Here is a 26,083-nt window from a genome sequence, read left to right as displayed (position 1 = left end):
CGCCCCCGTGGCGCGGGGCCAACCACCCCCCCCCCCCCGCCTCCAACACGCCCCCCCCCCGCGGGTTTGGGGCCCCAAAAAACCCCCCCGCTCTAGCTCTTTGCTTTAACGCATTTGTCGGACGCCAAACGAAGACGTTTGGCTGCAAAATGCTACGACGCTGCCACTTCCGCTGGTTTGGTCGCTTTCTTCTGCAGATTGAGCAGATTGCCGAGCAGGATCAGCAAGGCTCCGCCGGCGGTGAAAGCGTCGATCTGCTCCTGATACAGCAGCCAGCCGATCAGCGCCGACAGCGGCACGCGCAAAAAGTCCATCGGCGAGATGACGGTTGCGTCGGCATAGGCGAGCGCGCGGGCCATGCAGAAATGCGACGACATGCCGGTGAAGGCGATCAGCAGGAGCCACGGCCACAGTTCGAGCGGCGGGTTGCGCCATTCGTAGAGCGCCGGGACAAGGCCGAGCATCGACTGGATGACCAGCATCCAGAAGATGATGGACACGACGCTGTCCGTCCGCGTCAGCGATTTGACCAGGACCACAGATATACCGAAGCAGACCGCGGCACCCAGCACGACAACATGTCCCGGATCGACGGCACCGACGCCCGGACGGACGATGATCACCACGCCGATCAGCCCGAGCACGATGGCCGCAAGTCTGGGCCGGCTTAGTCTTTCACCAAGAAAGCCGACCGCCAGAATGGCCGTCCAGATCGGCGTCGTGAATTCGATGGAGATCAGCACGGCCAGCGGGATCAGCGTCAAGGCGTAGAGCCATGCCGCCTGGCCGACATAATGGACGACGTTGCGGGCGATATGGGCCAAGGGGCGTTTGGTGTGCATCGCTGCAAAACCGCCCGACATCATCACCAGCGGCAGGAGGATGAAAAAGCCGATCACCGAGCGCAACTCCAACACCTGGAAGACATTGAGCTCGGCTGTCGTGGCGCGGCCGGCGACCGACATCGTCAGAAACGAAGCAATCGACAGCGCCATCCAGAATGCGGCCTTGGGGAGCGAGGGTGAGGGTGCCATGCGCGTATGTCGCAAGCCGCGACTTTGATCGCAACCGCTAGTCGGCGCATTCGGCTAGGCCAAAGGCGGCGCGATGCGAAAAGGTCATGTTGAAGACGGAACCTGCCGTGACGGAAGGCGTTGATCCTCAGTATTTGCCCGACCTTGGCAGGAAGTGTCTCCGATCTCAAGGAGGAGAGATTCGATGAAATCATTCGTGCGATTTCTATTTGCCGGCGGGCTGCTAGCTGCGGCCGGCGCGGCTCATGCCGACGAGGCAAATTTCCTCAGCTCGTTCCAGGGGAAATTCACCGGCAAGGGTACCGTCCAGGTAGACACCGATGCACCGACGGTGAATGTCTCGTGTAACTTCAATTCCGATGCAACCTCGACGTCATTGTCCCTGGACGGCAGCTGCCGCGGTCTTATCGTGGTGACGCGTGCCATCAGCGCGGATCTGAAGTCCAGCGGGACGAAGTACACCGGCGTTTATGTCGGATCCCGCACCGGGCCGGCACAGCTCAGCGGCAGGCGCTCGGGCAATGCGATCAATCTCGGCATCCGCTGGGCGAAGAATGTCAACGGTGATCGCAAGGCGCAAATGACGGTCGAGAAAACCAGCGGGAACGGCATGCGGCTGACGGTCACCGACCTCGATCCGAAGACCGGCGAGAAGGTGGTGACCAGCCGGATCGATCTGCGACGCAGCTGATCTTCTTGTCTGGCACGATCTTTTCCGAACCGAAGGCTCAGTCCTCGATCGGTTCGGGCGGGTAGGCGCCGCGGCCCTTGCCGAAAGTATAGCCGGTCTCCACCGCCTTGCGGCCGAACTTGTCGCGCAGCGTGTCGATGGCGCCTTCGGCCATGGCCCGCTTGCGCGACTGGATGTCGACGAGGTCAGGCGGATCGGCCTTTTCGTCGTCCGAGAGGTCGCTGACGCCGATGCCAAGCAGCCGGTATTTCGTGCCATCCGCTTCCTTGCGCAGCAGCTCGAGCCCGGTCGAAAAAATGCGGTCGGCCAGCCGTGTCGGGTCGCCGAGCTGGCGGTTGCGCGTGCGGGTCTTGAAATCCTGGGTCTTCAGCTTCAGCACGACGGTGCGCCCGGCGATGCCGGATTTCTTCAGCCGCCCCGAGACTTTTTCGGACAGCGCTCTCAGCACCGAAACCAATTCATCCAGGGACGCAATGTCGGTGTCGAAGGTGGTCTCCGCCGAGACGCTTTTCGCATCCTGGTCGGGATGGACGCGGCGCTCGTCCTCGCCGCGTGAAAGATGGTAGAGCCGGTCGCCCATCACGCCGTAGCGGCGCATCAGGTCATTGCGCTCCAAGCGCTGCAATTGGCCGATGGTGCGGATGCCGTCCCGTTCAAGCGTGGCGGCGAAAGCTTTTCCCACGCCCCAGATCAGCGTCACCGGCTGCCCGGCCAGGAATCCGGTCGCCTCGGCCTCACCGATCACCGAAAAGCCGCGCGGCTTGCGAAAGTCCGACGCCACCTTGGCCAGGAACTTGCAGTAGGAAAGGCCTGATGAAACGGTGATGCCGATCTCTTTCTCCACGCCGAGCGCGAAGCGCGCCAGCACAACCGCCGGTGGCAAGCCATGCAGGCGCTCGGTGCCGGCAAGGTCCAGAAACGCTTCGTCGATGGAGATTGGCTCGACCAGCGGCGTCAGCGCCTGCATCATGGCGCGCACCTCGCGGCCGACGCGACCATATTTTTCCATGTCCGGCGGGATGACGACCGCTTCCGGACAGGCTTCGAGCGCCTTGAACATCGGCATCGCCGAGCGCACCCCATGGATGCGGGCGATGTAGCAAGCGGTGGAGACGACGCCGCGCTTGCCGCCGCCGATGATCAACGGCCGGTCCTTCAGCGCCGGGTTGTCGCGCTTTTCGACCGCCGCATAAAACGCGTCGCAATCGATATGGGCGAGATGCAGCCGGTAGAGCTCCGGATGACGGGCAAGCCGTGGACTGCCGCAGCGTTCGCAGCGCCGTGCCTCGCTGCGCTGAAAGGTCAGGCAGTCGCGGCAAAAACCGTGATCGGGATTGTTGACAGGAGCCGCCATCGCTGCGAACATAAAGAGAACAAAGGCAATGGTACGTCAGGACGGACGCCACGACAAGGCGGTGGGCCGGGAGAGAGCTCGTGAATACGACCATAGCGCCGCTGGTGCCCGAGCTTTGGGCGGATTTCGAAGATCTGTTCGGTAAGCAAGGCGCCTGCTACGGCTGTTGGTGCACACATTTCCGGCTGTCGCCGGCAGTGCGCCGCGCCAGCAACCGGGAGCGCAACAAGGACCACATCAAGGCGCGGATCGAGGCCGGGCCGCCACCAGGCCTGCTGGCGTTCGAGGATGGCAAGGCGGTCGGATGGATGCAGATCGGCCCGCGCGCCGACGTGCCCGAATGGAACAATAAGGGCAGGGGGTCGGCGCCGGTCGATCCCGCCGACGCCACGGATCCGGGCGTCTGGGCGATCTCATGCTTCTTCATCCGCGTTAAGGCGCGCGGCAGGGGCGTGACGCACCGGCTGGTCGAAGGCGGCATCGAGTTTGCTCGCCAGAATGGCGCGCGGCTGGTCGAGGCGTGTCCGATCGACCTGTCGAAAGATTCGCGTTCGATCGGGCTGTTCGTCGGCTCGTCGCGGGTCTTCGAGAAAGCCGGCTTCGAGAGGCTGGTCGAGCGCAAGGCAGGCCGGCCGCTGATGCGACTGGTGCTTTGAGCCAGTGCCGCTGTGCGCGCCGCTGCCGCGGCGGTCGCTCGGCGGCGGCCAAACCGTCGCGGCCGGCCTGCATAGTCAGACAGTTGACGTCCAGCAGGAATAAATCCGCCTGCGGCCCGTTCCTCCTCGGATTTTTCCATGGAGGCTATCGATGTTTCATTTTTCCCAGACCACTCGCCCGATCCGGTTTGTCTGTCGGCCGGAAGATCATGGCGTCATCGCGCCGCCAGTGGCGGCCAAGACGGTCTTGCCGGACTGGTTCCGCAAATTGCCGGCAGTCGATGCGCAGCCCGCCGTCCCTTTGCCGTTGCAGGCGCCGGACCAGATCGTGGCGACCGGGCTGAGTTCGCCTGACGGCCGAAGACCGGCACCTCCTTCGCGGCGCCATTTGTTGCCGCCGCAGCGGCGTTGATGAAATCGGCAAACAGCAACGCCACCGCAGCCGACATTCATGACGCGCTCGGCAAGTCGGCGGAAGATCTCGGCGCGCCGGGAAAGGACGCCGTCTTCGGCTGGGGCCTGCTCAATGCCCGCGGGGCTTGCGTCGTCACGCCGAGGAAGGCGACGTGAAGCTTCACTGTTGATGCCGAAGGGACAGCCGGGGGCGCGAAGGATCACTACAAATCGGCTTCTAGCGCCAAGGAGGGATTGCACCTCGTCCGTTTCCGCTTACGGTTGCGGTTGGCGTTTTTGTCACAAGAATAGCAACGGAGATTCTGCGTGAACCGTGTTCTTCCGGCCGTCTTTGTCCTCGCGCTCAGCGCACCCGTCTTCGGCCAGACCGTTGACAACGAGGGTGCGAAGCAGCTCTCCGAAAATCTGTCCCGCTATATCGGCAGTAAGGCGAGCAGTCTCCTGAAGGTTTCCGTGGAAGGCGACGCTTACAAACTCGCTGTCGACGTCAAACCTGTCGTGGACCTGCTGGCGGCGCAGCATTCCTTCAAGTTCGACTTCAGCCCCTACGCATTGCTCGTCAAGCCGGGCAGCAACGGGACATGGAGCGTCTCGGCGGATGTGTCGCAAAGCGGTTCCTTCGAGTTCAAGGGGCCAGAGGGCCCGCAGAGCATGCAGTTCTCGATTACAGACGGCAAGTTTTCCGGCGTCTACGATCCCGAACTGGCAGCTTTCACCAGCGCCACACACTCGATGGCCGGAATGACGATGAATTCCCGGGACACCATGCAGCGCGCCAAGGTGAGTACCGGCGCCGGTACTGCCACCATGAACGCAACCAAAGCTGCTAATGGCGGCGTGGATTTCACCGCGACGCAGACGGTCGCCGATTTCGCCGAAGCACTTGATTTTGACGACCCCAAAAGCGGGTTGAAATTCCCGCTTACGATCAAATCACCGGAGCTGTCGGTGAATGCGACCGGCAAAGGCGTGCGGACAAAGCCGTTTCTCGATCTGCTGGCATTTGCCGTCGCCAATGAAGACGAGACCAAGCTGAAGGCCAACCAGGCGCAGCTCAAATCACTTTTGCTCGCCGCGCTGCCGCTGTGGGAGCGGATCGACGGCAGCTACGGATTGAAGGACGTTACTGTCGAAAGCCCGGTTGGACATTTCGGTGCGGCGGAGCTGGGCACCAGCTTCGGGTCCGACGGCATCGCCCAGAACGGAGCAATCAACTATACGATCAAGGCCGCAGGATTGACGATCCCTCCGAATCTTGTGCCCGCCTGGGGTACGGCGCTGCTGCCCACCGACATCAATCTGAATTTCGGCGGCGCCAACTTCGATCTCTACAGCATGGCGAAAAAGGCGATCGAAGCCTTTGATCTAAACAAGAATCCGCCGCTGCCGGCTGACTTTGGCGATCAGATCAAAGCTGATTTCATGGCCAAGACGCCGAAATTTGTCATCGGCCACAGCACGGTGAAGAACGGCGACATGGAAATCGCGATGGAGGGCGAGATGACGTTCCCCGGCATGAAGCCCGAGGCAAATGTGACGATCGATATTGCAGGCTACGACAGAATTGTGGAAAGCCTGCAGGCGGCGGCGAAGTCGGAGCCGGAAGCCGCGCAATATGTGCCGGTGGCGCTTGCGATCAAGGGATTCGGCAAGACGCTGCCGGACGGCCGCATCGAATGGGTCGTCAACGGCAAGCCGGACGGTTCGGTCACGGTCAATGGTGTCATGGTGAAGCCGGCCGATCCGGTTTCGAATGATGAAGGCGACGACAGCGAAGAAGAAACGACGCCGTAGGCGTTTTCGCGATCCGATCGTCGCTCATATCGAATGTTCATGGTCCGTCGTCGCCAAGCGGCAGCGCCCGCAGCGCCTTGCCGACGGAAGCCGGCGGCGTGCCGGTTTCCTCCGCGAACCGCATGAGCGTCGGCTCGTGGGCGAGGATGAACTGCAGCACGCCGGCCAGGAACCCCGGCTCGCCGGCGGCAAGGCGGATGGAATGCGCCTCGATGCCAGTGATCGCCAGGAAACGGGGCAGAAGTTCCGGATCGGCGGCAACGAAGCCCAATGCCTTCACGGCAATGATTTCCGCTTCCTCGCGCATTGACGCTGCGTTTGCCATCACTACCTTCTTGCGCGGTGGAATGAGTCTCTTTTTGGCAGTAATCGCAAGCGTCGGCTGCGGCAAGCCACCTAGCTCTGCAATGCGGTGTTCGAGGTGAAATCCGAAGCTTTTCCGGCAGCCGGTTTCCGTTTCGTCAATTATATTGCCGTAGAGTCGAGCAGGGTTTGGTGCGTACCGGCGAGGGCGCATGACGGCAACCTTCGAGCGGAAGGCAGGCCGGGACGGGAATTTGATGCCTAAGAAGGTCATGATTGTCGAGGACAATGAGCTCAACATGAAGCTCTTTCGCGACCTCATCGAAGCGAGCGGCTACGAGACGGTACGCACACGCAACGGCCTGGAAGCGCTGGATCTGGCGCGACTGCACAAGCCGGACCTCATCTTGATGGACATCCAACTGCCCGAAGTATCGGGGCTGGAAGTGACCAAATGGCTGAAGGAGGACGACGACCTCCATGTCATACCGGTCATTGCCGTCACCGCATTCGCGATGAAGGGCGACGAGGAGCGCATCCGCCAGGGTGGCTGCGAAGCCTATATTTCCAAGCCGATCTCGGTGCCGCGTTTCATCGAAACCATCAAATCCTACCTGGGCGACGCCTGATGCGCCCTTCCAGCCGAGCCGGAGCTTTATAAGATGACCGCACGGATCCTCGTCGTCGACGACATCCCTGCCAATGTAAGGCTGCTCGAGGTCCGGCTGCTTGCCGAATATTTCGAGGTGCTGACAGCCACCAACGGGCTGGACGCGATCGAGACCTGCGAAAACGGCAAGGTCGACGTCGTGCTGCTCGACGTGATGATGCCTGATATGGACGGGTTCGAGGTCTGCCGGCGGCTGAAGAGCGATCCGGCGACGTCGCACATCCCGGTCGTCATGATCACCGCGCTCGACCAGGTTTCGGACCGGGTGCGCGGCCTCGAGGCCGGTGCCGACGATTTTCTGACCAAGCCGGTCAATGATCTGCAATTGATGACGCGCGTCAAAAGCCTGGTCAGGCTGAAGACGTTGACGGACGAGCTGCGCCTGCGCGCCTCGACCACGCGCAATATCGGCATCGAGGAGCTGTTGAGCCGCAACTTCGCATCCGCAGACACCGCGCCGAAGGTTCTGCTGATCGACGAGCGCAAATCTTCCGTCGAGCGCGTCCAGAAGATGCTGCGCGGCAGCGCCGACCTCGACATTGCCACCGATCCGCATGCCGGCTTCTTCCAGGCCGCCGAGACGCCCTACGAATGCGTGATGATCTCGACGGCCTTTGCTGATTTCGATCCGCTCAGGCTCTGCTCGCAACTGCGTTCGCTCGATCGCACCCGTTTCGTGCCGATCATCCTTCTGGCGCAGCAGGGTGAGGAGGGGCGCATCGTCCGCGGCCTCGAACTCGGCATCAACGACTATCTGATGCGGCCGATCGACCAGCAGGAGCTGACCGCTCGGCTGCGCACGCAGGTGCGCCGCAAGCGCTACAACGACCAGCTTCGCGCCAGCGTCACCCAGACCATCGAGATGGCGGTGACCGACGCCCTGACGGGATTGCACAACCGCCGTTACCTCGACAGCCATCTGCAGACGCTGTTCGACCGTGCCGTGGCCCGGCGACGGCCGCTGTCGATGATGATCACCGATCTCGACCGCTTCAAGACCATCAACGACGCACATGGCCATGACGGCGGCGACGAGGTGCTGCGCGAATTCGCGCGGCGGCTGCGCAAGAATGTGCGCGGCATCGATCTCGCCTGCCGCTTCGGTGGCGAGGAGTTCGTCGTGGTGATGCCGGACACGGACGGCGCGGTCGCCGAAAAGGTCGCAGAGCGCATTCGCGCCGAAATCGCCCATATGCCGTTTGCCGTTGGTCATGACGGCAACACGATCGAGGTTACCGTCAGCGTCGGCGTGTCGTCGGTGCTGAAGGGCGTGGATACGGTTGCCGGGCTGATGAAGCGCGCCGACCTCGCGCTCTACGAAGCCAAGAGCGCCGGCCGCAACCGCGTCGTCGCCAACGCGGCCTAAAGTCCGTTGATATTCAGCTGACCTGCAAATGGCAGTGTCCTGCGCTTCCGGTACTGACTTACCCGAACGCACGCTCCGTCCCGGTTTTCGGGAGCCATTTTCGACTCAGCCTCACCTGAATCTCAACAGACCTCAGTTCAGAGGCAGGCGCCGACGCCTGATTATCCAGTCAGTGCGACAGGGTTACGAATTTACCTTAACGCAAGCGATTCGCCGGGCTTGGTTAAGAAATTGTTGATTTTCACAGGCTGTTGCGCAAATGTGCAGACCAATGACGGAACCGGCGCGAGGGTAGATCGCCGGGTCGATCCGAAGAATACCCCATGATTCAGGTCCGCCGCATCTCCTGGGTCCGTGGGGTCGGCCGGCCGGCGCTGGCACATAGTGGCCTCCTCGTACCGCTGCCAAACGCCGACCGGCCCCCATTCTCAAAATGACATCAAGACTCTGCGCCAAGCATTGGAATTTTGGACTTTTCGAAGCCTTGAAAACAAAAACGCCGCCCACAGGGCGGCGTTTTGGCTTTAAAGCAGGAAACCAGATTTACTTGATTTTGGTTTCCTTGAACTCGACGTGCTTCTTGGCGACCGGATCGTATTTGCGGAACGACAGCTTGTCCGTCTTGGTGCGGCTGTTCTTGCTGGTCACGTAGAAGAAACCGGTGTCGGCGGTCGACAGAAGCTTGATCTTGATGTTTGCGGCTTTGGCCATTGTATCAGTCCGTTATGTTCGTGGAGTTTTGGCCGCTGGAGCACGGGGAAACACCCGGACGCGGGAAACTTGGCGCGACACATAAAGAACGCGCCCGGAAAGTCAACCCCGTGAGGCTGCCTCTTCTTGTGGGAGAAGGTGGATTGGCGCGCAGCGCCAAGACGGTTGAGGGGTGCTGGACGGAGTGCCGCCAGTGCCAAGCTGGAGCACCCTCATCCGACCGAACGGAGCCTGTCCTCGGGCTTGCCGGAGGCAAGACCCGTGGCTCGGCCACCTTCTCCCACACGGGGAGAAGGGAAGGCCGCTTTCCTATTCTATGCATCTTCTTTAATCGGAGCGGCCTTCTTCCAGTCTCCCGTGGTGTTCCACCAGCGGTTCGGGTTGGAGCGGTCGTCCAACCCCTTGGAGCGGCTGGCGAGGATCGGCTGGATGCGGATCACCGGCTCCTGATAGCTGTGGGCCTGGAAGATCGCTTCGACAATGCGGGCCGCCAGCGCCTGGTCGTCGGGCAGCTCGAACGACACTTCCACCGTACCCGGCCGTCGGCGCAATTCCGTCTCGGCGCCGGCGGCAGCGCCTTCGAGCGGCCGGTAGCGCTCGATGCCGTGCGCCGACTGGTAGGCATTGCTGTCGTATTTGCCCATGGTCAGCGGCGCGATCGCGACCACCTCTTCCATGATGCGGTCAACATCGCCGACCGGTGCTTGAAAGGTCACGAGCAGCAGCAATTCCATCCGCACCGATTTTGTTTCGAACCCGGAGTCGATCATGGTGGCATCCTCAAATTCGTGGCGTGTTGCTGACAATCTATCCAAGTGCTGCTGACACGGTTATGTCAGCAGCCTCGCGCCACATGAGACATCGATCGGTCTTTCTACAGGATTTTTCGGACCAGCCTGGCGCCGACCAGCGCGATATAGAAGGCGAAGAACATGCCGAGCGCCCAGCCGAAGCCCGAGGGTCCGAAAAGGTCCATGCCGATGCCGATCGCCTGCGGGCCGAGCACCATGCCGACACCGTAGCAGAGCACGAAGGCAGCGTTGGCCGAGGCCAGGTCGTGGCCGGAAAGCTGCGAGCCGAGATGGGCCAGCCCGATCGTGTACATGGCCGCGACCACGCCGCCCCAGACGAACAGAAGCGCCGCCATCAGGTGCCAATTCTGCGCGAAGTGCGGCATGAAGATGGTGCCGGCAAGGCCGATGATTGCACAAGCCAGAAGCAGATAGCGGCGATCGCTGACACGGTCGCTGATCATGCCGAGCGGGATCTGCAACAGCACGTTGCCGAGGCCGATCATGGTGAGCAGCAGGGCGGCGTTGGCCTCGGAGTAGCCGATGCGATTGCCATAAACCGGGAACAGCGCAAAGCCGCCGGTCTCGACCGCACCGAACACCAGCACCGCGGCGGTCGCCGTCGGCACCAACCAGATGTAGCGCAGGAAGTTGCTGGTTTCGCCATTAGAGACGATCGTCGGGCTCTCGTTGCGTGCCGCCAGAACTGGAATGGCGGCCAGCGTCACCAGCGCCATGATGACGCCGAAGGGCAGGAAGCCGGTGCTGCCGAGATGGGCGAACAGCCACGGCCCGGCGGCAAAGCCGAGCGACAGCACGGTGGCGTAGATGCCGAGGACAAGGCCGCGCCGGTGCGGCGGCGCCGATGTGCTGATCCAGAATTCCGACAGGATGAACAGCACCGTCAGCGCGATGTGCAGCAGGACGCGCAGCGGAAACCACATCCAGAAGTCCGGCGCGAAGTGGAAGCCGACAAAGGCCAGCACTCCCGTGGCGATCATGGCCAGCATCGTCCGGGCGACGCCGAACCGCATGGCGAGCGGGGTGGCGAGCGGTGCGCCGACGATCGAGGCGAGGCCGGCGACAGCTGTGTTGAAGCCGATCATCGACGCCGAATGGCCGCGCGTTTCGAGGATGACGCTGAGCAGCGGCATGCCGAGGCCGATGGCGATGCCGACGACGCTGATCGACGAGATCGCCGCGATCATTGGCAGCCAATGTACGCGTTCTTCGACCTCTTGCTGGGTATCGACTGTCATGGGATGTGAATGCTCTATGCTCTACAGAATTTCGCGAACGAAGCGATTGCCGACAAGCCGGTAGAACGGCACGGAACCACCGGGGCGCAGCAGCGGATCATCGACGAGCCGCTTTTCCAGCTCTTCGAGGATAGCCCTGGTGATGTCGGGAATATCAGCTTCTCTGGCCTTGGCGAGCGGCAGCCAGACCAGTTCCTCCAACTCGTTGGTCGGACCGCCGTCCGGCAGCTCCACGGCGACATCTTCGCGCCAGGCGCTGAAGAAGCGCGTGTCGAAGCGCCGCACCCGGTTTGGCGGCGTGATGGCGCGCGCGATGAAGCGCAGCGCTTCCAGCGAGGGTCTTACGTCGTGCTCGACAAAACCCTGCCAATCGCGCCTGGTCGTCGCGAAGGCGCCCTTTTGGCCGATCAGCAGGCCGGCTTCTTCATAGGTCTCGCGGATCGCCGACAGGGCGATGGCGCGGGCGCGGGCCGGGCTGGTGCGGCCGACGCCGGCGGTCAGCCTCGCCTGTTCCTCAGGGTGCAACGCGGTGGCGACGGGAATTCGGCTGTCGGCCGGATCGGTGCGGCCGCCGGGAAAGACGAATTTCCCCGGCATGAAGGCGTGACGGGTGTGGCGCCGGCCCATCAGCACCAGGAACTCGTCGCCCTTGCGGTCGAGCAGGATCAGCGTCGCGGCGTCGCGCGGGCGTATAGGCTTGGCGTCGAGCGCGATCCGCTCAACCTTGTCGACTTCCGCCTTGGTCATAACGTCCATGCGCACGACCTAGCGGAATCTTCTCCGATGCGAAAGTGGCGTCCAGCCATGCCGATTTGCGTCAGCCTCGGTTTCAAGCCTCGGGATGCGACTCGATCAGATCTTCTTCCCCGCCGAAGCCATGCATATAGAACGCCCATTGCAGGCCGATGACGGCGCCCTTGACCGGCTGCAGCAAGACGACCGCCAGGAGGATGGTCAGCGGCACCCAGATGGCGATGTGCTGCCAGGTGGACAGGGTGGAGGTCGCTTCGACGCCCATGAAGGCGCCGAGCACGATGTGACCGACGATGACCACCACCAGATAGGCCGGCAGATCGTCGGCGCGGTGGTGGTGAAGCTCCTCGCCGCAATGATCGCATTTATCGACGGTCTTGACGAAGGCGCGAAACAGCTTTCCCTCGCCGCAATGCGGGCAGCGGCCAAGCGCGCCACGCTTGATCGCCGTCCACAGCGGGCGGGCGATCCGGCCCGAGTGATGTTCGCCGCCGAAAACCTTTTGATTCATTTTCAAATCGCTTGGCATTACCGTCTCCTGCCGCGCGAGCCTGGACGCGATTGCGACGCACGGGCGCGGCCTTTGGCCTTGTGAAACGACCGTTTGGAGCCGGGCAGCGGCTTCGGGTCGGTCAGCATCTCGAAACGCATCGCGCCGGCCATAGGCGCCACCTCGATCAGGCGAACCTCGACGCGGTCGGCAAGCTGGTAGCCCTTGCCGGTGCGTTCTCCGAAAAGCGATCGGGCAGTTTCGTCGTATATGTAGTAATCGCCCTCCAGACTTGACACCGGGATGAAACCATCTGCGCCATACTGCGGCAATTGGACAAATAGTCCCGATTTGGTGACGCCCGAAATGCGTGCATCGAAACGATCGTCGACACGCTCGGCGAGATAGGCGGCGATCAGCCGGTCGACCGTGTCGCGCTCGGCAGCCATGGCGCGGCGCTCGGTGGCTGAGATCAGCGCAGAAACTTCTTCCAGCCGCTCCGCCTCATCCTGCGTCAGTCCACCCGCACCGAAGCCGAGCGCGGCAATCAGCCCGCGATGCACGATCAGGTCGGCATATCTGCGGATCGGCGAGGTGAAATGCGCGTAGCGCTTCAGATTGAGGCCGAAATGGCCGATGTTGCTGGGCGAATATTCGGCCTGCATCTGCGTGCGCAGCACCACCTCGTTGACCAGTCCCTCATGGTCGGCGCCGCGGACGCGATCCAGAATCCCGTTGAACTGGTTCGGTCGCATCTGCGCGCCGCGTGCCAGCGACAGGCCAAGCGTCTGCAGGAATTCGCGCAGCGATTCCTGCTTGGCGAGCGAAGGCGCGTCATGGATGCGGTAGACCAGCGCCTGCCGTTTCGCCTCCAGCGTCTCGGCCGCCGCGACATTGGCCTGGATCATGAATTCTTCGATCAGCTTGTGCGCGTCGAGCCGCTCCGGCACGACGACCCGGTCGACGGTGCCATCCTCCTTGAGCAGGATTTTACGCTCCGGCAGTTCAAGCTCGAGCGGCTGGCGTGTCTCACGGCCGCGCTTCACGACGGCGTAGGCGTCCCAGAGCGGTTTTAGCACCGTGTCGAGGATCGGGCCGGTCTTGTCGTCCGGCGCGCCGTCGATCGCGGCCTGCGCTTGGCGGTAGGCGAGTTTCGCCGCCGATTTCATCATGACGCGGTGGAACGAATGCCTGAGCTTGCGGCCATCGGCCGAGAAGGTCATGCGGACCGCCAGCGCCGGGCGATCCTGGCCTTCGCGCAGCGAACAAAGGTCGTTGGAGATGCGCTCCGGCAGCATCGGCACGACGCGATCCGGGAAATAGACCGAATTGCCGCGCTTCAGCGCCTCGCGGTCGAGCGCGGTGCCATAGCGCACATAAGCGGCGACATCGGCAATCGCCACGGTAACTACCACGCCGCCGGGGTTCTTCTCGTCCGGATCCGATGTGGCGAACACCGCATCGTCATGGTCCTTGGCGTCGGCCGGATCGATGGTAACCAGCGGCAGCTCGCGCCAGTCCTCGCGGCCGGCCAGCGTCGCCGGTTTGACCGCCTCCGCCTCGGCAATGACGTCTGCCGGGAAAATGTGCGGAATGTCGTGCGCGTGGATGGCGATCATCGAGACCGCCTTTTCGCTGGTCAGCGAACCGAGCACCGCCAGCACCTTGGCTCTGGGCAGCCCATAGCGGGAGGCCCGCGCCGGCTCGACCTCGACCAGATCGCCATTCTTGGCGCCGTTCTGGAATTCCTTGTCGACGATCAGCTCCGGCTGGCGTCTTTCGACAGGCTCGATGCGGAAGGTGCCGTCCTGCAGCACGCGGAAGACGCCGAGAACGGCCTCGGTGCGCTTCTCGAAGATCTTCATCACCCGCCCGGTATAGGCGGGGCCCGTCGCGTCATCGGTTGGAAAGGTCTTGGCCAGCACACGGTCGCCGACGCCCGGTGTCGGGCCGCCGCCGCGCGACACACGGATCGCTATGACAGGCGGCTCGCCGTTGCCCACGGCTTCGGTTGGGTGCGCCAGCAGCACGCCGTCGGCGTCGCGGCCAAAGATGTCGAGCACGGCGACATGGGCGAGGGCGCCGACACGGGCGAGCCGTTTGCGCTCCTTGGTCAGCAGGCCTTCGTCCTGCAGGTCGCGCAAAATGTCCTTCAGCCAGATACGGTCCTCGCCGCGCAGCGCAAACGCCTTGGCGATGTCGCGTTTGCCGGAGCGATCGGGGTTTTCGGCGATGTAGCGCAGGATTTCGTCGCGGGACGGGCGGTAGTTGTCTTTGACCTTGGCCCTGGTGTCGGCGGTGCGCAGATCGCCATGACTTCTTCCGGATACCCTGCGCGCCACGATGCACTATCCCTTTTTGTTGGCCACTTTCTTGGCCGCCGGTTTTTGGGCCGCCGGTTTTTTGGCCGCCGCAGGCTTTTTGGCAGGTGCCGCCGCTTTGCGGAAGGGCTTTCTGCCGCCGTTGCCACCCTTGGCCTCCTTCTCGGCAATCAGCGCCACCGCGTCCTCGATTGTCACCGACTGCGGGTCCTTGCCCTTCGGCAGCGTCGCATTGACCTTGCCGAAATTAACATAAGGCCCGTATTTGCCGTCACGCACGACGATCTTGCCGCCGCCTGCGGGATGCTCGCCAAGCTCCTTCAAGGCGGCGGGCGTGCCGCCATTGCGGCCGCCCGGGCCCTTCAACTGCTTCTCGGCGATGACCGACACGGCGCGGTTGAGACCGATCGAGAACACGTCCTCGATGCTGTCGAGATTGGCGTAGGTGCCGTCATGCAGAACGAACGGGCCGTAGCGCCCCAGACCGGCCGAGATCATCTTGCCGGATTCCGGATGCTTGCCGACGTCGCGCGGCAGCGACAGCAGGGCGAGGGCCTTTTCGTGGTCGATCGAATCGACTGTCCAGCCCTTGGGCAGGCTGGAACGCTTGGCCTCCTTCCCGTCGCCGCGCTGGATATAGGGGCCAAAACGACCGCTGCGCAGCGTGATTTCCTCCGCCGTGTAGGGGTCTTTGCCCAGCACCTTGGTGCCGTCCTCGCCATTGCCGTTTTCGCCATTAGGGTTGGCGGCGTCGCCGAGCTGGCGGGTGAAGGAGCATTCGGGATAGTTCGAGCAGCCGACGAAGGCGCCGAACTTGCCGAGCTTCAGCGACAGGTTGCCAGTGCCGCATTTCGGGCAGATGCGCGGATTTGAGCCGTCCTCGCGCGCGGGAAACACCAGCGGCGCCAGTTCCTCGTTGAGCGCGTCGAGCACGTCGGTGACACGCAATTCCTTGATGTCGGCGACGGCGCCCGAGAAATCCTTCCAGAAATCGCGCAGCACATCCTTCCAGGCGAGCCTGCCGTCGGAGATTTCATCGAGTTTTTCCTCGAGCGAGGCGGTGAAATCATATTCGACATAGCGCTCGAAGAAGCTTTCGAGGAAGGCCGACAACAGCCGGCCCTTGGCCTGCGGCAACAGCTTGCGCTTGTCCATGCTGACGTAGTCGCGGTCCTCCAGCGTCTTCAGGATCGCCGTGTAAGTCGACGGCCGGCCGATGCCGAGCTCTTCCAGCTTCTTGATCAGCGAGGCTTCCGAATAGCGCGGCGGCGGTTCGGTGGTGTGCTGGGTGGCATTGATCGCCTCGCGGTCGAGCTGTTCGCCGGCGCGGATCTCGGGCAGACGGCGGTCTTCCTCGTCCTCCGAATCCTCATCCTTCTGGTCGGTATAGGCGGCAATGAAGCCGTCGAAGCGAACGACCGAACCGACGGCGCGAAGCTCCGCGGTGCGGGCGCCGTTGACCGCCTCGATCTCGGCCGTGGTACGCTCGATCTCGGCCGGCTGCATCTGGCTGGCGATGGCACGTTTCCACACTATCTCGTAGAGCCGTGCCTGGTCGGCATCGAGATATTGCCTGACCGAAGCGGGCGTGCGCATGAAATCGGTCGGGCGAATCGCTTCATGCGCTTCCTGGGCGTTCTTGGCCTTGGTCGTGTAGTAGCGCGGCTTTTCAGGCAGGTATTTTGGGCCGAACTCTTTTGCGATCGCGTCGCGCGCGGCTGATATCGCCTCGGGCGCCATCTGCACGCCGTCGGTTCGCATATAGGTGATCAGGCCGGTGGTCTCGCCGCCGATGTCCATGCCTTCATAGAGCCGCTGCGCCACCTGCATGGTGCGGCTTGCCGAAAAACCGAGGCGCGAGGAGGCGGCCTGCTGCAGCGTCGAGGTGGTGAAGGGCGGACCTGGATTGCGCTTGGTCGGCTTGGCTTCGACCGACAGCGCCTTGAAGGTCGCACCTTCCAGCATCGCCTTGATGTCGTCGGCCTGCGCCTTGTTCGAAATGTCGAGCTTTTGCAGCTTCTTGCGGTCGAAGGCGGTCAGCCGCGCTTCGAAATTTTCCTTGCGCGGCGTGCCGAGAATGGCGGCGACTTGCCAGTATTCCTCGCGAATGAAGCGCTCGATCTCCAACTCGCGGTCGCAGACGAGGCGCAATGCCACCGACTGGACGCGGCCGGCGGAACGGGCGCCGGGCAGCTTGCGCCACAGGACAGGCGACAGGGTGAAGCCGACGAGATAGTCGAGCGCACGGCGGGCGAGATAGGCGTCGACCAGCGGCGCATCGATCTGGCGCGGATTGGCCATCGCTTCCAGCACCGACGACTTGGTGATGGCGTTGAAGACCACGCGGCTGACCGGCTTGTCCTTCAGCGCGCGCTTCTGCTTCAGCACTTCCAGGACATGCCAAGAAATGGCTTCGCCCTCGCGATCCGGATCGGTGGCGAGGATCAGGCCGTCGGCGTCCTTGACCGCCTTGGCGATGTCGGCAAGACGTTTGCTCGAGGCGGTATCGACAGCCCAGGACATGGCAAAATCCTCGTCCGGACGCACCGAGCCATCCTTTGCCGGCAGATCGCGGACGTGGCCGAACGAGGCCAGGACCTTATAGTTCTTTCCGAGGTACTTGTTGATTGTCTTCGCTTTGGCCGGCGATTCGACGACGACGACGTCCATGAGGTCTCATATCAGCTGTGGTGCGGCAGAAGAATTCCGCTGCGCGCGACGAAATCTCGTACAATTGTCGCTCACATGGCCGCGCTTTTGCATCCGGTCAAGGGGAAGCGCCCAAAATGCAGTCCTGCATTGAGCGCGCAACCCAAGGGCGCATCATGTGATATCCGCAATCCCAGATAAGGGGAGCAGCTGCCCTATCGTTGGACAAGCCGGCATGAATCCGGGAAAACGGGACAAAATCTTCTGCGGATATAAGAGAAACATCGATCACGCGCCAGCCCCAGCTGAGGGACGCCCGGCATGATGAGACGACGCTGGCGGGCGAGACTGGCGTGGCGAGTGGGGTTCGTGTGTCCAGCGGGACAGCACAAGAAGCTGGCCGCCGGGAGGCCTGCAGGGATACGCGGCAGCCAGGGATTTCCCGCCGGTCAACGGCGGGGATTGAGGTTGGGGCTTAGTCGGCCTTGGCGATGTGCCAGACGCCGCCGACGCCGTCGCCGGTCACATCGCCGGCCTTCTTGTCCTTGATGAATGTGTAGAGCGGCTTGCCTTCGTAGGCCCACATCTTGGTGCCGTCGGTGCGGTCGACGATTGTCCATTCGCCTTCGGGCTTGGCGTCGGCCTCAGCCTTCAGCGGCGGCCAATTGGCGGCGCATTTGTCGTAGCAGTTCGACTTGCCCATCTCGTCCTTGTCGTAGGTGTAAAGGGTCATGCCGTTGGCATCGGTGTATATCTTGGTGCCGCCGACATCGGCTTCTTTCCACGCTTCGGCGGCATATGAGGTGGCGGTGCCGAGCAAAAGCACCGCCAGCCCAACTGTGATCGATTTCATGACGCTCTCCCTGATATGATCGAGAAGCGCGCGGAAAAGCCGCGGCCTCGTTGAATCAACGCGCTTGGTGGGTCGTTTCTTCCTCGATTCGAGGCGGCAACTTGCCACGCAATGGTGATTGGCGGACAAGTTCGTGCGCCGCTATATCGGCGCCGATACAGTTGGAGTTCGGGAAATGGCATTGGATATCGGCTATGTCAGCGCGGTCGGGGCGGGGGCGATCTCGTTCCTGTCGCCTTGCGTGCTGCCGCTGGTGCCGCCCTATCTCTGCTACATGGCCGGCGTGTCGGTCGATGATTTCCGCGGCAATGCCGGCGTCGCGGCCAAGGCCGACGCACGCAGCGCGCTGCTCTATGCCTCGATCGCATTCGTTCTCGGCTTCTCGACCGTGTTCGTGGCGCTGGGCGCCGGCGCCTCGACCATTGGCCGGCTGCTGCGCGTCTGGCAGGAGCCGCTGGCCATGGCCGCCGGCGTGCTGATCATCCTGATGGGGCTGAATTTCCTCGGCATATTGCGCATCCCGCTGCTGTCGCGTGAGGCGCGCTTCCAGTCACAGGGCAAGCCGGCCAGTATCGTTGCCGCATACGTCATGGGACTGGCATTCGCCTTCGGCTGGACACCCTGTATCGGACCGGTACTGGGGCCGATCCTGACGCTTGCCGGCGGCCGCGAGACGGTGGGCGAGGGCGCGCTGCTGCTTGCCGCCTATTCGCTCGGCCTCGGCATACCGTTCATGATCGCGGCGCTGTTTTCCGGCGCCTTCATGCGCTTTCTCTCGAAATTCCGCGTCCATCTCGGCCGTGTCGAAAAGGTGATGGGCGCACTGCTGGTCGTCGCCGGCGTGTTTTTCCTGACCGGCGGCGTGCAGGCCGCGTCCTACTGGCTGCTGGAGAATTTCCCGATGCTGGGGCAACTGGGTTGATTAGATCAAGTCGAAAGCTTGATGCGACTCACAGCTATCGCAGCTGGCGTTGCCGGCACGGTAATCGCTTCAGGTTTGCGCCGCCCCTCATCGCCCTGCCGGGCACTTCTCCCCGTATAGTGACGGGGAGAAGGACGCCTTCGCAAAGGATTTCGCCAATCTCCAGCGTTGCAGAAGGGGTGCCAAGGTTGCGGCCAGCCCCCTTCTCCCCGTCACTATACGGGGAGAAGATGCCGGCAGGCAGATGAGGGGCAGCGCCAGCATAGATCATTGGCCGGATTAGAAATCGAATTTGCGACGCAGCACAACCACCTCACTGGAATTTAACCGCATTGGCGCAGCATTGGCGCCAATGCTAGACATGCCTTGATTCCCAACCCTTTTCATATGGTTGCCATTCCATGAGCCAGAGAACCTGCCTGTCCGTCATACTCGCCGCCGGCGAAGGCACACGCATGAAGAGCGCTGTGCCAAAGGTACTGCACCCGATCGCCGGCCTGCCGATGGTCGCCCATGTCGTCAAGGCTGCGGAAGCCGCAGGCAGCGGTGATCTGGCGCTGGTGATCGGCCATGGCGCGGACGAGATGCGCAAGGCCACGCAAAAGTTCGCGCCGAAGGCGGAGACCTTCGTCCAGGACAAGCGGCTCGGCACGGGGCATGCCGTTTTGGCGGCTCGCGATGCGATATCAAAGGGTTACGATGACGTCCTGGTAATGTTCGGCGATACGCCGCTGATCGATCCGGAGGTGCTGGTTGCTGCACGCCTGAAACTGGCCGAGGGCGCTGCCGTCGTGGTGGTCGGCTTCCGCACATCAAATCCTTCCGGCTATGGCCGCCTGATCGAAAAAGGCGGCAAGCTCATCGCCATCCGCGAGGAAAAGGACTGCACCGACGAGGAGAAGAAAATCACCTTCTGCAATGGCGGGCTGATGGCGATTGCCGGCAAGCAAGCGCTGAAGCTGCTCGACCAGGTCGGCAACAACAACGCCAAGGCCGAATATTATCTCACCGACATCGTCGAGATCGCCGGCGGGCAGGGTTTTGACGTCGTTGCCGCAGAGGCCGGCTTCGAGAATGTGCTCGGCATCAACAATCGCGCCGAACTCGCTGCGGCGGAAGGCATCTGGCAGACGCGCCGGCGGCGCGAGGCCATGCTCTCCGGCGTTACATTGATCGCGCCGGAAACCGTGTTCTTTTCGCACGACACCGAGATCGGCGCCGATACGATCGTAGAACCCAATGTCTGGTTCGGGCCCGGCGTGAAGATCGCCCCGGGCGCCAAGATCCATGCCTTCAGCCATATTGAAGGCGCCACGATCGCTTCCGATTGCGATGTCGGACCGTACGCGCGGCTGCGGCCGGGTTCCGATCTCCGGCAAAAAGCCAAGGTCGGCAATTTTTGCGAGGTCAAGCAGGCGACGATCGAGGAGGGCGCAAAGGTCAACCACCTGACCTATATCGGCGATGCTCGCGTCGGCGCCGGCGCCAATATCGGCGCTGGAACCATCACCTGCAATTATGACGGCTATTCGAAGTTCTTCACCGACATTGGCGAGGGCGCTTTCGTCGGCTCGAATTCTTCGTTGGTGGCGCCTGTTAACATCGGTAAGGGCGGCTACATCGCTTCGGGCAGCGTGATCACCGAAAGCGTGCCCGACGATGCGCTGGCCTTCGGCCGCGCCCGCCAGAGGACGCTGCCCGGCAAGGGCAAGGAATTGCGCGAGCGTTTTGCTTCGGCTGCGGCGGCCCGGAAAAAAGGCTAGCCTGACGGAGCTCCGCAACGAGCTGCATCATGTCTTCGACGGATTTCAGGAACCACCGAGGCGAGATAGGATGCATGCTCGGAGAAACTGAGCGATTGCTGTAACCGGATTGCAAGAGCGCCCTGTCATGGTGCATCTGTGCAAGATCGTTCCGGCTGATACGGGACGAAACGCAATGTGATTTTCGCGGCAGCCCGGCCAACCCTAAATGGCGCCGGGCTTTTATGCCGGAATCGGGGGCAACGTCTATGTGCGGTATCGTCGGAATTGTCAGTCACTCGCCGGTCGCGCCACTGATCGTCGATGCACTGAAAAGGCTCGAATATCGCGGCTATGATTCGGCTGGCGTCGCCACCGTCGAGCACGGCAAGCTTGCGCGCCGGCGCGCCGAGGGCAAGCTGATCAATCTCGAACGCCGGCTGAAGGATGAGCCGCTCGACGGCATGATCGGCATCGGCCACACGCGCTGGGCAACGCATGGAGTGCCCAACGAGACCAATGCGCATCCGCATTTTTCCGACGGCGTCGCCATCGTCCACAACGGCATCATCGAGAATTTCGCCGAATTGCGCGACGAGCTGATGCGCGACGGCTACACATTTTCATCGCAGACCGACACCGAGGTCGTCGCACACCTGGTGGGTCGCGAACTGGCCAGGGGCCTGCAGCCGGTCGAGGCCGCGCACCAGGCGCTGAAGCGGCTGGAAGGCGCCTTTGCGCTGGCCATCATGTTCAAGGGAGACGAGGATCTCATCGTCGGCGCGCGTAACGGCCCGCCGCTGGCCGTCGGCCATGGCGATGGCGAGATGTTTTTGGGCTCCGACGCCATCGCGCTTGCCCCCTTCACCAATTCGATCACCTATCTGGAGGATGGCGACTGGGCGGTGGTGCGCCGCAACGACGTCGGCATCTTCGACATGGACGGCAACAAGGTCGACCGCAAGCGCCAGCAGTCGCTCAGCACCAGCTTCATGGTCGACAAGGGCAACCGGCGCCATTTCATGGAGAAGGAAATTCATGAACAGCCCGAGGTGATCTCGCACACGCTGGCGCATTATGTGGATTTTGTTGGCGGCGTCTCGAAGCCGCTCGAGCTGCCGTTCAATTTCGCTGAGATCAATCGGCTGGCGATTTCGGCCTGCGGCACCGCCTATCTGGCCGGCCTGATCAGCAAATACTGGTTCGAGCGCTATGCGCGGCTGCCGGTCGACATCGATGTCGCTTCGGAATTCCGCTACCGCGAGATGCCGCTGTCGAAGACAGACGCCGCCTTCTTCATCTCGCAATCGGGCGAGACCGCCGACACGCTGGCCTCGCTGCGCTATTGCCGGCAGGCCGGGATGAAGATCGGCGCGGTCGTCAATGTCCGCGAATCGACGATGGCGCGCGAGTCCGACGTCATCCTGCCGACGCTGGCCGGGCCGGAGATCGGTGTCGCCTCGACCAAGGCCTTCACCTGTCAATTGTCGGTGCTGGCCTCGCTTGCCGTGCGGGCCGGCGTGGCGCGCGGAACGATTTCGCGCGAGCAGGAAACGACGCTGGTCCGCCAACTGTCGGAAGCGCCCCGCTACGCCAACCAGGTCCTGAAGCTCGACGGCCAGATCGAAAAGGTTGCGCGCGACCTCTCGCACTACAAGAACGTGCTCTATCTCGGCCGCGACACCAATTTCCCGCTGGCCATGGAAGGTGCGCTGAAGCTCAAGGAAATCTCCTATATCCATGCCGAGGGCTATGCCGCCGGCGAACTGAAGCACGGGCCTATCGCGCTGATCGACGAGAACATGCCGGTCATCGTTATTGCCCCGCATGACCGCATCTTTGAAAAGACCGTGTCGAACATGCAGGAAGTGGCTGCGCGCGGCGGCAAGATCATCCTGATCACCGACAGCAAGGGTGCCGCGCACGCCACGGTGAAGACGATGGAGACGATCGTGCTGCCGGACGTGCCGGAAATCATCTCGCCGATCATCTACGCGCTGCCGATCCAGATGCTGGCCTATTTCACCGCGGTGTTCATGGGCACCGACGTCGACCAGCCGCGCAACCTGGCGAAATCGGTGACTGTGGAATAGCCGTGGTTTAAAAATTTCGCAGTTCCAAAGCCGATTGCGGTTCACTAATGTTGTGCCGCAATCAGTGCTGCGGTGAACCATGTCCGATGCTTCCAAGACCTCAGGCATGACCCGGCTGCGGAATTATTTCCTGACAGGTTTTGTTGTCTGCGCGCCGCTGGCGATCACCGCCTACATCGCCTGGTCGTTCATCGGCTGGGTCGATTCCTGGGTCAAACCCTATATTCCGGCGCGCTACAACCCCGATAGCTATCTGCCGGCGCCGGTTCCGGGATTCGGCCTGATCGTCGCCTTGATCCTGATCACCCTGATCGGTTTCCTGACCGCCAATATCGTCGGCCGCGCCATCGTCTTGTTCGGCGAGCGGCTGCTCGGCCGCATGCCGCTGGTGCGCGGCATCTACGGCTCGCTGAAGCAGATCTTCGAGACCGTGCTGTCGAACAAGGGCGACATGTTCCGCCAGGTCGGGCTGGTCGAATATCCGCGCAAGGGCGTCTGGTCGCTGGTCTTCGTCGCCAGCGAGAAGGAAACCGAGATCAACCAGAAACTCGACCAGGAAGGCAACCCGCTGATCGCGGTGTTCATGCCGTGCACGCCCAATCCGACCACCGGCTTCCTGATGTATGTGCCGAAATCCGATGTCGTGCTGCTCGACATGACGATCGAGGACGGTGCCAAGCTGATCGTCTCGGCCGGGCTGGTCGCGCCGGAGGTCAAGACGAAAATGGTGACGTTGAACGGCAAGCCGATCGGGGTTCAGATCGCCAATCCGCCGGTGGGTGCCGGGCCTCAGCCGGCGCGCAAGAGCCGCACGGCCTCGTCGCGGCCGAACAAATAAAGCAGCATGCGAAGGGCGGCGCCGCGTTCGGATTGCAATTCCGGATCGCGCGACAGGATCAGCCGTGCGTCGTCGCGCGCGGCTTCGAGCAGGTCGGCATGCGCCTCGATGCGCGCCACCTGGAAGCCCGGCGTGCCGGACTGGCGGGTGCCCAGCAGCTCGCCTTCGCCACGCAGTTTCAGATCCTCCTCGGCGATGCGGAACCCGTCCTCGGTCTCGCGCATCACCGACAGCCGGCGCATCGCCGTCTCGCCGAGCGGATCCTTGTAGAGCAGCACGCAGGAGGACGGTTTTTCGCCGCGCCCGACGCGGCCGCGCAACTGGTGCAGCTGGGCGAGGCCGAAGCGCTCGGCATGCTCGATGACCATGATCGTCGCATCCGGCACATCGACGCCGACCTCTATGACCGTGGTGGCGATCAGGATGCGTGTCTCGCCGGCCTTGAAGGCGCGCATCGCCTCGTCCTTGTCGGCGCCCTTCATGCGGCCGTGCACCAGGCCGATCCGGTCGCCGAACAGCTGATACAGCGAGGCAAAACGGTCCTCCGCCGACATCAGCTTGATCTCTTCGGATTCCTCGACCAGCGGACAGATCCAGTAGATCTTCTGGCCGTCGGCGACGGCGTCGCGCATGCGGCCGATCAGCTCGTCGAGCCGTTCGAGCGGCAGGGTGACAGTGCGTATCGGCTGACGACCGGCCGGTTTTTCGGTCAGCTTCGACACATCCATGTCGCCGAAGGCGGTCAGCACCAGCGTGCGCGGGATCGGCGTCGCCGTCATCACCAGCATGTCGGGCGCGTCGCCCTTGGCGGTGATGGCAAGCCGCTGGTGGACGCCAAAACGGTGCTGCTCGTCGATGACGGCGAGGACAAGGTCGTGGAAAGTCACCGTTTGCTGGAACAGGGCGTGGGTGCCGACGACGATGTCGATCTCGCCACTGGCCAGACCGGCCAGCGTCTCGGTGCGCTCGCGGCCCTTTTCGCGGCCGGTGAGGATGGCGATGCGCAGGCCGGCTTGTTCCGCCAAAGGTGCAATCGTCGCAAGATGCTGGCGCGCCAGGATTTCGGTCGGCGCCATCAACGCCGCCTGGCCGCCGGCCTCGGCGGCGCGTGCCATGGCGAGCAGCGCGACAACCGTCTTGCCGGAGCCGACATCTCCCTGCAGCAGGCGCAGCATGCGTTCGGGGTCACCGAGATCGGTGTTGATTTCGGCAAGCGCCATATCCTGCGAATTGGTCAGCGAATAGGGAAGGGCGGCGCGCAGCTTTTCGACGATGCGTCCGTCGCCGACCAATGGTCTTCCGGACAAGCGGCGGACTTTTGCCCGCACCAGCGCCAGCGACACCTGGCCTGCCAGAAACTCGTCATAGGCGAGACGCCGCCAGGCCGCGCCGTCGACGGAGACGTCGAGCGGGTCGGCGGGATTGTGGATGCGGGCGAGCGCGTCGCCGAAGGCAGGAAAGGTCTGGCGGCGCAGAAACTCGCCGTCCTGCCATTCCGGCAGCACCGGCAAGCGAGCGAGCGCCTGGCCGATTGCCCGGCGCAGCACTTTTCCCGAGAGCCCGGCGGTGAGCGGATAAACCGGCTCGACCAGCGGCAGGTTTTCCGCCTCACTGGCCAACGCGATGTGGTCGGGATGAACCATAGTCGGGCGGCCGTTGAACCATTCCATGCGCCCGGAGACCACGACATGCTCGCCCTCGGGCATCGCCTTTTCAAGATAGGCGGCGTGCGCATGGAAAAAGGTCAGCGCGATCTCGCCGGTGTCGTCATGGGCGTAGACCCGGTACGGCACCGATCTGTTGCCGCGCGGCGGCGGCTGGTGGCGGTCGATGCGCACTTCGAGGGTGACGATCGCGCCTTCGGCCGAACCGGCGATACCAGGCCGGTTGCGGCGGTCGATCACCGTGTGGGGCAGCACGAACAGAAGATCGCCGGCACGCGCCGCGCGGTCGCCGAGATCGGCCGGCACGACCTTCTCGATCAGTGCGCCGACCTTCGGCCCGACGCCGGCAAGCGAGGTGATCGGGACAAACAGCGGATCGAGGAGGGAAGGTCTCATTGGTGAGAGACTACCCGATGTTGGCGCTTACCCCCCTCCGGCCTGCCCACTTTGCCATCACTTGGCATCTCCCTCTCAAGCGGGGAGATTGGCAGCTTTGGCCTCATCGCCCATCTTGCAGCGGTGGAGATTGACGAAACCAGGCGCGACAGCAAATCTCCCCCCTTGAGGGGGAGATGTCCGGCAGGACAGAGGGGGGTGTCTGGGCTGATGTTGTCAGGAGTGTACGTCACACCGGGATGTTAGACACCCACCGCACCGTTGCAAGGCTGACACCGCCCTCTATCCACGCTATATGCGCCGCTTCAGGCAAGGATGC

At 62.9% G+C, this 26,083-nt stretch carries 20 protein-coding genes and 3 pseudogenes; 11 read left to right on the top strand and 12 right to left on the bottom strand.

The annotated features are described in order from the left end of the window. Positions 1 to 152: 152 nt before the first annotated feature. Positions 153 to 1,034, bottom strand: coding sequence for a DMT family transporter (locus AC0L14_RS09035; RefSeq protein WP_473529205.1), 882 nt, complete (start codon positions 1,032 to 1,034; stop codon positions 153 to 155). A gap of 184 nt (positions 1,035 to 1,218) precedes the next feature. Between AC0L14_RS09035 and AC0L14_RS09030 the strand changes: the two genes are divergently transcribed. Next, complete coding sequence (locus AC0L14_RS09030) at positions 1,219 to 1,725, top strand: hypothetical protein (protein WP_473487261.1); 507 nt, start codon at positions 1,219 to 1,221, stop codon at positions 1,723 to 1,725. Between the two features lie 37 nt (positions 1,726 to 1,762). On the opposite strand, the gene AC0L14_RS09025 is transcribed toward AC0L14_RS09030, so the two are convergent. Then, a complete protein-coding gene (locus AC0L14_RS09025; RefSeq protein ID WP_473529204.1) occupies positions 1,763 to 3,091 on the bottom strand; it encodes a DNA polymerase IV in 1,329 nt (442 codons plus the stop codon). 68 nt (positions 3,092 to 3,159) lie between these two features. On the opposite strand from AC0L14_RS09025, the gene AC0L14_RS09020 reads away from it, so the two are divergent. The 4 genes and pseudogenes from AC0L14_RS09020 (at position 3,160) to AC0L14_RS09005 (ending at position 5,943) form a co-directional block, all read left to right on the top strand. Further along, entirely contained in the window at positions 3,160 to 3,735 is a 576-nt protein-coding gene (locus AC0L14_RS09020) for a GNAT family N-acetyltransferase (protein WP_473487263.1), read from the top strand. Positions 3,736 to 3,886: 151 nt separating this feature from the next. Further along, positions 3,887 to 4,018: pseudogene (locus tag AC0L14_RS09015) on the top strand (DUF6065 family protein); the annotation flags it as partial. A 71-nt stretch (positions 4,019 to 4,089) separates the two neighbouring features. Further along, positions 4,090 to 4,305 (top strand): annotated as a pseudogene (locus AC0L14_RS09010) (S8 family serine peptidase); the annotation flags it as partial. A gap of 150 nt (positions 4,306 to 4,455) precedes the next feature. After that, on the top strand, positions 4,456 to 5,943 hold the full coding sequence (locus tag AC0L14_RS09005; protein WP_473529203.1) for a hypothetical protein: 1,488 nt from the start codon (positions 4,456 to 4,458) through the stop codon (positions 5,941 to 5,943). Positions 5,944 to 5,967: 24 nt separating this feature from the next. Here the strand turns inward: AC0L14_RS09005 and AC0L14_RS09000 are convergent. Further along, positions 5,968 to 6,268 (bottom strand): annotated as a pseudogene (locus AC0L14_RS09000) (DUF3572 domain-containing protein). Positions 6,269 to 6,518: 250 nt separating this feature from the next. Between AC0L14_RS09000 and AC0L14_RS08995 the strand changes: the two are divergent. Together AC0L14_RS08995 and AC0L14_RS08990 are read left to right on the top strand one after the other, a co-directional pair. Beyond that, complete coding sequence (locus AC0L14_RS08995; protein ID WP_287247952.1) at positions 6,519 to 6,875, top strand: response regulator; 357 nt, start codon at positions 6,519 to 6,521, stop codon at positions 6,873 to 6,875. Between the two features lie 33 nt (positions 6,876 to 6,908). Continuing rightward, positions 6,909 to 8,282 carry a PleD family two-component system response regulator gene (locus AC0L14_RS08990; protein WP_473487266.1) on the top strand — a complete coding sequence of 458 codons (1,374 nt, stop codon included), beginning with the start codon at positions 6,909 to 6,911 and terminating at the stop codon, positions 8,280 to 8,282. Between the two features lie 543 nt (positions 8,283 to 8,825). On the opposite strand, the gene rpmG is transcribed toward AC0L14_RS08990, so the two are convergent. The 8 genes from rpmG to AC0L14_RS08950 form a co-directional block, all read right to left on the bottom strand. Continuing rightward, positions 8,826 to 8,993: a 50S ribosomal protein L33 gene (rpmG, locus tag AC0L14_RS08985; protein WP_006201775.1), complete on the bottom strand. Its 168-nt coding sequence runs from the start codon at positions 8,991 to 8,993 to the stop codon at positions 8,826 to 8,828. Positions 8,994 to 9,307: 314 nt separating this feature from the next. Then, positions 9,308 to 9,763: a YqfO family protein gene (locus AC0L14_RS08980; protein WP_473749208.1), complete on the bottom strand. Its 456-nt coding sequence runs from the start codon at positions 9,761 to 9,763 to the stop codon at positions 9,308 to 9,310. 104 nt (positions 9,764 to 9,867) lie between these two features. After that, on the bottom strand, positions 9,868 to 11,043 hold the full coding sequence (locus AC0L14_RS08975; RefSeq protein WP_473749206.1) for an MFS transporter: 1,176 nt from the start codon (positions 11,041 to 11,043) through the stop codon (positions 9,868 to 9,870). Between the two features lie 21 nt (positions 11,044 to 11,064). Next, entirely contained in the window at positions 11,065 to 11,799 is a 735-nt protein-coding gene (locus AC0L14_RS08970) for an NUDIX hydrolase (protein ID WP_473529201.1), read from the bottom strand. A gap of 73 nt (positions 11,800 to 11,872) precedes the next feature. Beyond that, on the bottom strand, positions 11,873 to 12,307 hold the full coding sequence (locus AC0L14_RS08965) for a DUF983 domain-containing protein (protein ID WP_473487270.1): 435 nt from the start codon (positions 12,305 to 12,307) through the stop codon (positions 11,873 to 11,875). Positions 12,308 to 12,324: 17 nt separating this feature from the next. Continuing rightward, positions 12,325 to 14,628, bottom strand: a complete 2,304-nt coding sequence (rnr, locus tag AC0L14_RS08960) for a ribonuclease R (RefSeq protein WP_473749204.1) — start codon at positions 14,626 to 14,628, stop codon at positions 12,325 to 12,327. Between the two features lie 6 nt (positions 14,629 to 14,634). Continuing rightward, positions 14,635 to 17,277: a type I DNA topoisomerase gene (topA, locus tag AC0L14_RS08955; protein WP_473749203.1), complete on the bottom strand. Its 2,643-nt coding sequence runs from the start codon at positions 17,275 to 17,277 to the stop codon at positions 14,635 to 14,637. Between the two features lie 454 nt (positions 17,278 to 17,731). Continuing rightward, entirely contained in the window at positions 17,732 to 18,109 is a 378-nt protein-coding gene (locus AC0L14_RS08950) for a COG4315 family predicted lipoprotein (RefSeq protein WP_254020229.1), read from the bottom strand. A gap of 175 nt (positions 18,110 to 18,284) precedes the next feature. On the opposite strand from AC0L14_RS08950, the gene AC0L14_RS08945 reads away from it, so the two are divergent. From AC0L14_RS08945 to AC0L14_RS08930, 4 genes are all read left to right on the top strand, one after another. Continuing rightward, entirely contained in the window at positions 18,285 to 19,031 is a 747-nt protein-coding gene (locus tag AC0L14_RS08945) for a cytochrome c biogenesis CcdA family protein (protein ID WP_473487302.1), read from the top strand. A gap of 401 nt (positions 19,032 to 19,432) precedes the next feature. Then, positions 19,433 to 20,794: a bifunctional UDP-N-acetylglucosamine diphosphorylase/glucosamine-1-phosphate N-acetyltransferase GlmU gene (gene glmU / locus AC0L14_RS08940; RefSeq protein WP_473749201.1), complete on the top strand. Its 1,362-nt coding sequence runs from the start codon at positions 19,433 to 19,435 to the stop codon at positions 20,792 to 20,794. Between the two features lie 248 nt (positions 20,795 to 21,042). Continuing rightward, positions 21,043 to 22,866: a glutamine--fructose-6-phosphate transaminase (isomerizing) gene (gene glmS / locus AC0L14_RS08935; protein ID WP_473487275.1), complete on the top strand. Its 1,824-nt coding sequence runs from the start codon at positions 21,043 to 21,045 to the stop codon at positions 22,864 to 22,866. A 79-nt stretch (positions 22,867 to 22,945) separates the two neighbouring features. Further along, positions 22,946 to 23,704 carry a DUF502 domain-containing protein gene (locus AC0L14_RS08930; RefSeq protein WP_473487276.1) on the top strand — a complete coding sequence of 253 codons (759 nt, stop codon included), beginning with the start codon at positions 22,946 to 22,948 and terminating at the stop codon, positions 23,702 to 23,704. On the opposite strand, the gene recG is transcribed toward AC0L14_RS08930, so the two are convergent. Beyond that, complete coding sequence (gene recG, locus AC0L14_RS08925) at positions 23,656 to 25,764, bottom strand: ATP-dependent DNA helicase RecG (RefSeq protein ID WP_473640100.1); 2,109 nt, start codon at positions 25,762 to 25,764, stop codon at positions 23,656 to 23,658. The two genes, AC0L14_RS08930 and recG, sit on opposite strands and share 49 nt — an antisense overlap. Between the last annotated feature and the right edge of the window lie 319 nt (positions 25,765 to 26,083).

It is taken from the genome of Mesorhizobium sp. WSM4841 (genome assembly GCF_055811515.1).
The sequence above is the reverse complement of the archived record's forward strand: the minus strand, read 5'-3'. Positions and strand labels throughout refer to the sequence as shown.